We start from the raw sequence: 10,961 nt of genomic DNA, 5'->3' as shown, positions 1-10,961 counted from the left end.
AATGGAAGCCGTGATGTCTTTGAATTCTCCCTTTTCGCGTGACCCCGCCGAGTTGCCGATGACGGATGCGCCCGAACCGGACGCATTGGCCCTGCCGGCCGCATCGGCCTCGCGCGACCTGTCCGTGCTGGCATGGGTGGTGCCGAGCCTGCGCGCGGCGCTCGATGACGCCGCGACCGAGCTGTCCCACTACGTCGATGAAGTCCAGCAGGCGCCCGAGGCACTGGGCGCGCGCGATACCACGTCGCTGCGCCTGGCCGGGCAGCAACTGCACCAGGCCGCCGGAGCGGTGCATATCGTAGGCCTGCGCGGCGTCGATCCATACTGCCAGGCGCTGCGCCGCCTGATCGAAGGCCTTGATGGCGGCGGCGTAGTCGCCAACGCTGGAACGCTCGCCGTGTTTCGCGCGGGCGTACAGGCCTTGGCCGAATACGTCGATGACCTGATGGCGGGCGATGAACAGGACCCGTTGCGGCTGTTCCGCCCGTATGCCGAGATCCTGGAACTGCTCGGCGACGAGCGTGTGCATCCGGCCGACCTCTGGCTCGATGAACTGCAGATGCTGCCTGGCATTTTGCTGCCGACGCGCAATGCATCGGCCGTGACGCGTGCGCGCCAGCGCTACGAGGCGGCGCTGCTCAAGGCACTGCGCCTGCCGGTGCCGTGCACAGAATCCGCGCGCTTGCGCGAAGCCTACCTGCCGCTGCAGGAAGCGCTGGACGACGTCCGCGCCAGCGAGCAGGAGGCACGCCGCGTGACCGACCACCCGGACCGTGGCGTCTGGCATGTGCTGTCGCTGGCGTTCCGAGCATTTGCCCACGGGCTGCTGCTGTCCGACCTGCTGGCCAAGCGCTTTGCCGGCCGCGCGCACCTGCTGCTGCGCCAGTACCAGCAGGGCCAGGTCCGCGTGCCGCAGTCGCTGCTCAACGACGCCGTCTTCCTGCTCGTTTGTACGACACAGGATGACGGGGGACAGCCGCCGCACGGCGCAGAGGATGCTGCCGTCCAGTTGCTGCGTGCCGATATCGCGCGCACGCTGCAGGCATTCCGCCTCGACCGTGCGCATGCCACGCGGGGCGCCGACTACCATCTGCGCTACTACGGCTGGCTCGATCCGATCGATACCCGAAACCTTCAACAGGCCGCCGCAGGTCTTGAGCGGGCCGCGGAAGGCGATACGGCTGGCTGGGAAATCGCGCTCGCGGCGCTGGCCGAGGCCGCGCAACCGCTCGCGCAGCCCGCGTTGCAGCTTTGCCTGTCGCAGGCGGCATTGAAGGCCGGCGCGGCGCATGATCGCAACGAGGCGCTCGGTGCGAGCGGCATCGCGCTGTTCCTGACGCGCGCGCTGGCGTTGCCGTGGCGCGTGCATGGCATGAGTCCCAACGCTGCCGCAGCGGTGTTTGCCACGCGCTGCGAGGAACTCGCGCAATGCCTCGTCGACCCGGCCGCCGCCGCGCCCGCATGGCTTGCGCGCATGGCCGATGAAGCGCGCGCGCAGGCAGCGCGGGTGCAGGCCGTCGCGCAATTGCGCTCCCAGCTTGACGGCGGCGAATCGTGGCTCGATACGTACGACCGCAATGCGGCGCGGCCCGACGCCGGCGCCAGCCTTGCCGAGGCCGTGCAGGCATTCGAGGCGCTGCGGATCACGCTGGACGCACTGCAGCACACCGATGCATTGCCCGACACGCTCAGCGACGATGCCCAGCACGCCAGCGAAGCCGTGCAGGAGGCCGTGCGGCAAGCCGCTACGCTCGGCCCCGATGATGGCGAGGTCGCGCGCGGCGAATGCCTGGCAGCAATTGCCACCACGCTGGGTTCGGTGCACGCGTTTATCGATGCGCTGGAACTCGGCCGCAATCGCCACGATGCCGAAGATATCGATCTCGATGATGGCGCCGCCTTGCGTCAGGAGCATTCCGCGAACAGCGACCCGCTCGCGGTAGCGCGTGCCGCGGCCAGGGAAGCGATTCGCACGGAAGCCACGGCCGATACGCCGGCGGTCCAGCGGCTGCGCGCTGCGCTGCAGACCCTGGCAGACCAGGCCGCGATCGACGATAACGCCGTATTGCGTCGCCAGGCCGCGGAAGCGAGCACGCAACTCAACGCGTGGCTTGCGGGCAGCGACACGTCCGGCGAACGGCTGATTGCTGCATTGGCCGAGCCGATGCCGGTTGCCGCACAGGCGCCGGAAGCCGCGCCTGCAGCCGACGACAGTGCCGCGCTGGATGCCGAGCTGTTCGAGATATTCCTGAACGAGGCCGACGAAGTGCTCGGCGGCATCGCGGGTGATCTCGGCTCGGGGCTGGAGGCGCTTGGCGATACTGACACGCTCAGCCGGATTCGCCGCGCATTCCATACGCTCAAGGGTTCGAGCCGCATGGTCGGCCTGCATCGCTATGGCGATGCCGCGTGGGCCGTGGAGCAGGTGATGAACCTGTGGCTCGCCGAGGCGCGCGCGCCCGTGCCGGCCTTGCTGAACCTGCTGCGCCGCGCGCATGCGGAGTTGTCCGCGTGGGTGGCACTGCTGCATCGCGATGCCGGCGCCGCGCATGACATTGCGCCGCTGGTAGCGGCAGCGGAGGCGGTGCGGGATCCCCAACCTGAAGCGGACGCTACCGCAGCCGTGACGGAGCCGCGCCATGCCGTCCCCGACGATGCGCCGATGCCGGATGTCCAGATTGCCGGGCCGCCCGACACGGACCCACTCACGCAACCCCATGCGACGGACGACGGCAACGTCATTCCTTTCCGCCTGTCCGGCGCGCTGTCGGACGCGGACGACAACTTCAAGGTGATCGGGCCGATCCGGATCGGACTGCCGCTCTACAACGTCTACCTGCAGGAGGCCGACGACCTGCTGCGCCAGTTCGCTACCGACATCTCCGAGTGGCGCCACGAGAACCATCCGTGCCCGAGCGAGCTGGCCCTGCGCGTCGCGCACACGCTGCAGGGTAGTGCGTCGACCGTCGGTCTGGAGCCCGTGCGCGAGATTGCCGAGGCGCTTGAACACCTGCTGCTGCAGCTTGGCTCTCATCCCGTCGCCATGCACCCGGGCGATTTCCGCCTGCTGGAGCAGTCGGTCGAGCGGCTGCGCGGCATGCTGCACCAGTTCGCCGCGGGCATCTGGCCGGAAGCCGATGCGGGCCTGCACCGCAGCCTGTCCGAATTCGGCGAGCGTGCGCTGCTGCGCCCGCGCGTGCTGGTGCCTGCGCCGCAGGCGCCTGCCGAGCCCGATGCTTCGGTGGCGAGCCTGTTCGGCCAGGTGCCGCCCGCTGCAGTGGCGCCGGATCAGCCTGCGCCCGAGCCGACCGTGGAAGCTGCGCCCGCAGCGCCCGAGATCGCGCCGCCGGAACCTGCACCGGCATCAATCAAGCATGACGCCATGGTGATCCCGCTGCCGACGCCGACGCCCGCGCGGCCGCTGCCACAGGCGGTGGTGCAGTCGGATGCCGCCGAACTCGATGCGGCCCTGGTCGAGATCTTCCTGGAAGAAGCGCACGGCAGCCTGCCGGAACTTGGCCGGCTGGTGCGCACATGGGAAGCCGCGCCCGAAGACGCCCGGCAAGGTGGCCTGGTACTGCGTGCGCTGCATACGCTCAAGGGCAGTGCGCGCATGGCCGGCGCGATGGCGCTGGGCCAGGCCGCGCACGAGATGGAAACGCTGCTCGACGCCAGCCTGCGCGCGCAACGCGTTGGCCCGCAGCTGTTCGGGCGCCTGTATGCGTGGTATGACCGCATCCTGATGCACGTGGAGGCGCTGCAAGCCGGGCGCCTGCTGGTGCCGGACGATGCCGATCTCATCAACGGGATCGGCCAGTCCGAGCAGCCGGCGACGCCGGTGATGGCGAGCGTTGCTCCGCCGAAGCCTGAGAGCGCTGGCACGGCGCTGCCGGTGCCGGCTGTCGGGGCCCCTGCGGGCGCTGCGGTACAGCCTTCGGATGCTACTGAGCGCCAGCGTGCGCTGGTGCGCGTGCAGGCGCGTGCGCTCGATACGCTGATCAACGAGGCTGGCGAAGTCGGCGCCACGCGCGCACGCCTGGAAAGCGAACTGGATTCCATGCGCGCGTACCTCGGCGAACTGAACGACAACGTCGCGCGTCTGCGCGGCCAGTTGCGCGAGATCGAAATCCAGGCCGAATCGCAGATGGCCTCGCGCATTGCCGATGCCCAGCAAAAGCAGGATTTCGATCCGCTCGAGTTCGACCGCTTCACGCGCTTCCAGGAACTGACGCGGATGATGGCCGAATCGGTCAACGACGTGGCAACCGTGGAGCAAAACCTGCACCGCGGCTTCGACCGCACCGCCGGCGACCTGGCGGCGCAGGCGCGCCTTACGCGTGGTCTGCAACGCGGGCTGATGCAGGCGCGCATGGTGCAGTTCGACGCGTTGGCCGAACGCCTCTACCGCGTGGCGCGCCAGGCCGCTGCCGAGAGCGGCAAGGAAGTCCGCCTGCTGATCCAGGGCGGCACCGTGGAAATCGACCGGTCGGTGCTGGATCGCATGGCCGGCCCGATCGAGCACCTGATCCGCAATGCCGTGGTGCATGGCATCGAAAAGTCGGACGCCCGCCGCGCGGCAGGCAAGCCGGCAGCCGGTTCGCTGACGCTGGAAGTGCAGCAGGAAGGCAACGAGGTCGTGCTGCATTTCGTCGATGACGGCGCAGGGCTGGACCTTGCACGCATTCGCGCGCGGGCCGTGGAGCGCAGCCTGCTTGCGCAGGACGATGACGCGAGCGAGGCCCGCCTGACCGAGATGATCTTTGCGCCGGGCTTTTCGACGGCCGATGCAGTCTCGGAACTCGCCGGCCGCGGCGTGGGCATGGACGTGGTGCGCGCCGAAACCGTGGCGCTCGGCGGCCGGATCACGCTGTCCACCACGGCTGGCCGCGGCACCACGTTCACGGTGCATCTGCCGCTGACCACGGCTATCACGCAGGTGCTGGTCGTGATGCTCGGCGGTCGCATATATGCCATGCCGAGCGGCATGATCGACCAGGTCCAGCAGCTTCGTACGCAGGCCCTGCTCGACGCCTACAACCAGGGGCAGATCGCCGTGGCGGGCCATGTCGTGCCGTTCTACTACTTCGGTGGCTTGCTCGAGGAAAGCGCCGCGAGCCCGTCCGGCCGCAAGTATTCGCCGGTGGTCATCGTGCGCAGCGGCTCCGAACGCGTGGCGGTGCACGTGGACGAAGTGGTGGGCAACCGCGAAGTGGTGGTCAAGCACATCGGCCCGCACCTCGCGCGCCTGGAGGGCATTGCAGGCGCGACCACGATGGGCGACGGCGAGATCGTGCTGATCTACAACCCCGTGGTGCTCGCGCAGCGCTTCGAGCGCGTGCGCGGCGAAGCGGCGCCGGCCATGGTGCCGCCTGAAACTGCGCAGCCGCTCGGCGCCGTGGCAGAACTGGACGGCAGTGGCGCGACCACGCCGGTGCATGGTCTGGTGATGCAGCCCACTGTCATGGTCGTGGACGATTCGCTGACCGTGCGCAAGGCCGCGCACCGACTGCTCACGCGTGCCGGCTATGAGGTGCTGCTCGCCCGCGACGGTGTCGACGCGCTCAAGCAGTTGCAGGATGTGATGCCGGACGCCATGCTTGTGGACATCGAAATGCCGCACATGGACGGCTTCGACCTCACGCGCAACGTGCGGGCCGACAGCCGCACGGCGCATATGCCGCTCGTGATGATTACCTCGCGCACGGCGGAAAAGCACCGCCGCTATGCGCAGGAAATCGGCGTGGACGTCTACCTCGGCAAGCCCTACAACGAGGATGAACTGCTCAGCACGCTGCAGCGGCTGATTGGTGCGCGGGCTGCCAGGGTTGCAGGTTCGGTTGCGCAGATGCTGGGGGACCAGCCGGAACCTTGAAGCCGTTTGCGAACGTGCAGAAAGCAGAGAGGGCCGCCGTCATGGTGGCCCTCTCTTCTTTGCGGATGGTTAGCGCGCTGACAGCGGATTACCAACGCATCTGCGCATTCCGCGTGCCCGTGCTGACCACCTGCGTCTTGGTCCGGCCTTCATACGTCGCACGTACGCTGTAGCTGCCTTCCGGCGCGCGCAGCAGGCACTTCGGCCCGTCGGCGACGAAGTTGGCCACTTCACGCCCGTTCCGAATCAGTTTCACGTTGACGTCGGACAGGTATTCCCCGCGCGCGCCCTGCGTGAACAGCAGCCCCATGTTGTAGTTGCGGGCCTGCGCGGACAGTGCGCGCTGCTCGTCGTCGGCAACGCCGCCGCAGATATAGGTCACTGAGCCGGCCTTGCGCGGCACCATGGCGTCGCGCGGCGGCGGGGGCGGCGGCGTCGTCAATGGCGGGGAGGGAGGCGTAGGTGAGGCCAGCGGGGGCGATGGTGCCGCGGGAGCCGTATTGATTGGCGCGGTCGAGGGCGCAGGTCCCGCGGCCGGCGGTACGGCCGAGGGGACCGGCAGCGGCGGTGTACCAGGCGTGCCAGGTGCGCCCGTTGTGCCCGGCGTTGGCGCCATGGGCGCGGTTGCGGCATCCGCCGGTGCAGGGGGAGCCTGTGCCTGGCTCGCCGCCGGTACGAAAGCCAGCAATGCCAATGCACCTGCGCCCGTCAGAAGCGCCACGCGAAGTGCGCGCGCGTGCCGTTCCCGCGCACCGGACACCTCGACGGGGCGGGCCGTTCGTGAAGACAGTTGCTTCATCTTGGCCTCCTTGACGAAAGAAGGGAAACAGGGCCGCCACAATCCCGGAGGGACGTGGCGGGTCTCCATTCCATGCTACGGAGGGGTACCGGAGCACACTGCCCGTCAGGCTCCTACATGCGTGTCGGAGGAGGGCGTGTTGCAGGATGCGGGCGGCGCGCAGGCCACCCGGCAGGTGCACGCCGCGGCAGTTTGCGGCGTGCAAGGGGAACGAAGGTCAGGTCTTGCTGCTTACCAGCCGTGCCGGCACCGACAGCGTTAGCGCGGCGCCGACCACCAGGCAGGCCGCGAGCAGGTACATGCCGGAATCGGTGGTATGGGTCAGGTCCTTGAGCCAGCCGACCGCATACGGGCTGAGGAAGCCGGCCAGGTTGCCGAGCGAGTTGATCAGCGCGATGCCGGCGGCAGCGCCGGTACCGGCCAGGAAGGCGGTAGGCAGGCTCCAGAACAGCGGCAGCGTGGTCAGGATGCCGATCGTCGCCAGCGTCAGCGCCACCATGGCCAGCGCGGTGCTGTCATGCCAGTACACCGAAAGCAGCAGGCCGAGCGCGCCCGCCACGGCGGGAATGGCAATGTGCCAGCGGCGTTCGCCGGAACGGTCGGCGCTGAACGCAAACAGCACCATGCCGACCACCGCGCAGCCATACGGGATCGCGGTCAGCAGGCCGATGTCGAGCGCGCTCTTGACGCCGGTCTGCTTGATGATGGTCGGCAGCCAGAAGCTCACGCCGTAGAGGCCCATCACGAAGCAGAAGTAGATCGCACTCATCAGCCACACACGGGGGCTGGACAGCACGGTGCGGATCGGCGGGTCTTCCTTGTGGGCGTCTTCGTGGGCGATATTGCGTTCGAGCAGCGCCTTTTCCTCGTTGGTCAGCCACTTGGCGTGCACGATACGATCATCCAGGTAGGCCAGCACCCACAGGCCGACCAGGATCGAAGGGATGCCTTCGAGCAGGAACATCCACTGCCAGCCGGACCAGCCGTTGTGGCCGTCGAACGATTGCATCACCCAGCCCGACAGCGGGCCGCCGATCACGCCCGACAGCGCGATGGCGGTCATGAAGAACGTGGTGGTGCGCCCGCGCCGGTTGGCCGGATACCAGTAGGTCAGGTACAGGATGATGCCGGGGAAGAAGCCGGCCTCCGCAATGCCGAGCAGGAAGCGCAGCACGTAGAACATCGTCGGCGTGGTGACGAACATCATCGCCGCCGAAATGACGCCCCACGTGATCATGATGCGCGCGATCCAGATGCGGGCGCCGACCTTGTGCAGGATCACGTTGCTCGGCACTTCGAACAGGAAGTAGCCGATGAAGAAGATCCCCGCGCCGAGGCCGTAGATGGTCTCGCTGAACTTCAGGTCGCTGAGCATCTGCAGCTTGGCAAAGCCCACGTTGACGCGGTCCAGGTAGGCCACCACGTAGCACAGCAGCAGGAAAGGCACCAGGCGCCAGCTCACCTTGCGGTAAGTGGCGTCTTCAAACGCGGCGTCGCCAACGCCGGGATTCACTGCAGTCGTTGTCATGCTGTCTCCTCAGAATGGTTGCGCTTCTACGACGCTTCTATGACGTTGTTACGACGCTTCGGTGATGCAGATACAGCTACACAAAAACGGTATTGGCTAGACGCAGCGGCCGCCGTCCACTTCGATGCAGGTGCCGGTGATGAACGCGGCTTCATCGGAGGCCAGGTACAGGCAGGCATTGGCGACATCCGGCGGCGTCGACATGCGGCCCATCGGGATCGTGGCGAGGAACTTGGCGCGGTTTTCCGGCGTGTCCGGCATGCCCATGAATTCTTCGAGCAGGCCGGTCGCGCCAATCACCGGGTTGACGCAGTTGACGCGGATATTGTCCTTGCCGAGCTCTGCCGCCATGGCCTTGCTCGCGGTGATGACGGCGCCCTTGCTGCCGTTGTACCAGACCAGTCCCGGACGCGGCCGGATGCCCGCGGTCGACGCGATATTGACGAACACGCCGCCGCCGCGCTGGCGGAAATGCGGGATGAACGCGCGCGCTGACCAGAAGATGCTTTTGACGTTGACGGCGTAGACCCGATCGAATTCCTCCTCGGTGATGTCGAGGATCGGCTTGTTGCGATGCGTGGTGCCGGCGTTGTTGATGACGATATGCACGTCGCCGAACGCGCTTAGCGTGGCGTCGCGCATGGCCTCCGTATCCGCTTCGCGCGCGACATCGGTGCACACGGCGCGGGCCTGGCCACCGGCATCGCGGATGGCGGCGGCCACACGCTCGGCGGCGTCTTCACGCAAGTCGGCCACCATCACGCGCGCACCTTCGCGCGCGAACGTGTGCGCGATGCCTTCGCCAAAGCCGGAGCCGCCACCTGTCACCACCGCTACCTTGTCTGCCAGTCTCATCGCATGTCTCCTCTGGGTTATCGTGTTGTGCGGGGTGTCTGCCGGTTCAGTGTGCGAACGGTCCGCGTCCCCGTAGCGCGTTCGCCACCATCATCACCGCCAGCAGGAACGGCAATGCCACGTACAGGCACCAGTGCACGCGGTCGCCCACGGTATCGCCCCATTTGCGCTTGAAGACCTGCAGCCGCGGCATGCCGGACGGATTGGTGGCGCGCTTGTTCTTCACATGCCAGGCCATCCAGAAAAAGAAGATGGCGAAGGCGACCGACAGGAAATTGATGTTACCCATGTTGAATGGCAATGGTTTTCAGGGTGGTAAAGCCGTACAGGGCCTCGAAACCTTTTTCGCGGCCGTAGCCGGATTGGCCGGTGCCGCCGAAGGGCAGCTCCACGCCGCCGCCGGCACCGTAGTTGTTGATAAAGACCTGACCGGCGCGCAGCTTGCGGGCCAGGCGTAGCTGCCGTCCTCCGTCGCGCGTCCACAACCCCGCGACGAGGCCGTAAGGCGTGCCGTTGGCGAGCGCCACGGCTTCCGCTTCGGAATCGAACGGCATGGCGGCCAGCAGCGGGCCGAACACTTCTTCCTGCGCCAGCCGGTGTGCGGGCGGCACGTCGCGGAACAGCATCGGCACCTGGTAGTAGCCGGACTCCGGCGCTTCCGCGACGATCTGCCCCTGCGCCATCACGGAGATGCCGGCGTGCTGCGCATCGGAAACGAAGTCCCACACGCGTTGCTGCTGCTTGCGGCTGATCAGCGGGCCGCATTCCAGGTCCAGTTCGGACGGGCCGACGCGCAGCGATTCGAACACCGATGCGATCCGGTCCAGCAGAGCATTGTAGAGCGGCCGTTCCACCAGCACGCGGCTGCCGGCCGAGCAGGTCTGGCCGGCGTTCTGCACGATGCCGTTGACGATCACCGGCACCAGCGCATCCACATCGGCGTCGGCAAACACAATCTGTGGCGACTTGCCGCCGAGTTCGAGCGTGACCGGCACATGATTCTCGGCGGCGAGTTGTGATACCAGCTTGCCGGTCTGCGGCGAACCGGTGAACGAGATGTGGTTGATGCCGGGGTGGCGCGCGAGCGCGGCGCCGGCCTCATGGCCGTAGCCGGTGACGATATTGAGCGCGCCTTCGGGCAGCCCGGCCTCGGCGGCCAGTTCGGCCACGCGCAGCAGCGACAGGCAGGCATCTTCCGCTGGCTTGACCACGCAGGCATTGCCGGCGGCCAGCGCCGCGCCGACGCTGCGGCCGAAGATCTGCAGCGGATAGTTCCAGGGAATGATGTGGCCGGTGACGCCGTGCGGCTCGCGCAGCGTGAACACCGTGTAGCCGGGGTTGTACGGAATGGTCTGGCCGTGCAGCTTGTCAACCGCGCCAGCGTAGAACTCGAAATAGCGCGCGACCGCGCGCGCATCGGCCCTGGCCTGGCGCACCGGCTTGCCGGTATCGCGCGCTTCGAGCGCGGTCAGCTCTTCTTCGTGGGCGACCAGCGTGAGCGCCACGCGGTTGAGCAGCCGCACGCGCTCGGCCGGGGCCATCGCGCCCCATGCGCCGTCGGCGGCTTGCCGTGCGGCGTGCACGGCGACATTGATATCGGTGGCGTTGCCGCGCGCGATCTCGGCAAAGGGTTCGCCATTGGACGGGTCGAAAACCTTGATGCGCAGGCCGTTGTCCGGTGCGATCAGGCGGTTGGCGACGAAATGCTGGGCATGCATGAAGGGTCTCCGGGGTCTCCGAGGGCTTTTCGTTCAGTCGGGGGCGTGGCTCGGAATTCAGCGTTGGCTGAAGAATGCGCCATTATCGCGCAGCGCGGACGGCGTGCAAGGCACGGGCTTTGTCAGCCTCGGGTCAGGGGGGAGCCGCTATAATGCCGCCCATCCATAAACACACCGCAGGCATCTGGA

Annotated in this window: 6 protein-coding genes; 1 reads left to right on the top strand and 5 read right to left on the bottom strand. The window is 67.6% G+C overall.

Translation table 11 applies throughout. The features are described from left to right. Nucleotides 1-13 precede the first annotated feature (13 nt). Entirely contained in the window at nucleotides 14-5,872 is a 5,859-nt protein-coding gene (locus ACIGJG_RS13475; RefSeq protein ID WP_483672435.1) for a hybrid sensor histidine kinase/response regulator, read from the top strand. 88 nt (nucleotides 5,873-5,960) lie between these two features. Here ACIGJG_RS13475 and ACIGJG_RS13470 read toward each other — a convergent pair whose 3' ends face one another. From ACIGJG_RS13470 to ACIGJG_RS13450, 5 genes are all read right to left on the bottom strand, one after another. Further along, entirely contained in the window at nucleotides 5,961-6,671 is a 711-nt protein-coding gene (locus ACIGJG_RS13470; RefSeq protein ID WP_041679688.1) for a hypothetical protein, read from the bottom strand. Between the two features lie 217 nt (nucleotides 6,672-6,888). Then, complete coding sequence (locus ACIGJG_RS13465) at nucleotides 6,889-8,199, bottom strand: MFS transporter (RefSeq protein WP_011298766.1); 1,311 nt, start codon at nucleotides 8,197-8,199, stop codon at nucleotides 6,889-6,891. Between the two features lie 96 nt (nucleotides 8,200-8,295). Further along, on the bottom strand, nucleotides 8,296-9,054 hold the full coding sequence (locus ACIGJG_RS13460; RefSeq protein WP_011298765.1) for an SDR family oxidoreductase: 759 nt from the start codon (nucleotides 9,052-9,054) through the stop codon (nucleotides 8,296-8,298). Nucleotides 9,055-9,100: 46 nt separating this feature from the next. Next, nucleotides 9,101-9,343 (bottom strand): hypothetical protein, encoded by a 243-nt coding sequence (locus ACIGJG_RS13455; protein ID WP_011298764.1) that lies wholly within the window; start codon nucleotides 9,341-9,343, stop codon nucleotides 9,101-9,103. Next, entirely contained in the window at nucleotides 9,336-10,772 is a 1,437-nt protein-coding gene (locus tag ACIGJG_RS13450; protein ID WP_220630957.1) for an aldehyde dehydrogenase family protein, read from the bottom strand. The genes ACIGJG_RS13455 and ACIGJG_RS13450 overlap by 8 nt, the downstream gene beginning before the upstream one ends. Between the last annotated feature and the right edge of the window lie 189 nt (nucleotides 10,773-10,961).

Source organism: Cupriavidus sp. C1SS-2L (assembly GCF_057073735.1).
The sequence above is the reverse complement of the archived record's forward strand: the minus strand, read 5'-3'. Positions and strand labels throughout refer to the sequence as shown.

Bases quoted from the DNA above. Each gene is read 5' to 3' on its own strand.
- ACIGJG_RS13475 (WP_483672435.1), top strand. From the start codon at position 14: ATGTCTTTGAATTCTCCCTTTTCGCGTGACCCCGCCGAGTTGCCGATG.
- ACIGJG_RS13470 (WP_041679688.1), bottom strand. From the start codon at position 6,671: ATGAAGCAACTGTCTTCACGAACGGCCCGCCCCGTCGAGGTGTCCGGT.
- ACIGJG_RS13465 (WP_011298766.1), bottom strand. From the start codon at position 8,199: ATGACAACGACTGCAGTGAATCCCGGCGTTGGCGACGCCGCGTTTGAA.
- ACIGJG_RS13460 (WP_011298765.1), bottom strand. From the start codon at position 9,054: ATGAGACTGGCAGACAAGGTAGCGGTGGTGACAGGTGGCGGCTCCGGC.
- ACIGJG_RS13455 (WP_011298764.1), bottom strand. From the start codon at position 9,343: ATGGGTAACATCAATTTCCTGTCGGTCGCCTTCGCCATCTTCTTTTTC.
- ACIGJG_RS13450 (WP_220630957.1), bottom strand. From the start codon at position 10,772: ATGCATGCCCAGCATTTCGTCGCCAACCGCCTGATCGCACCGGACAAC.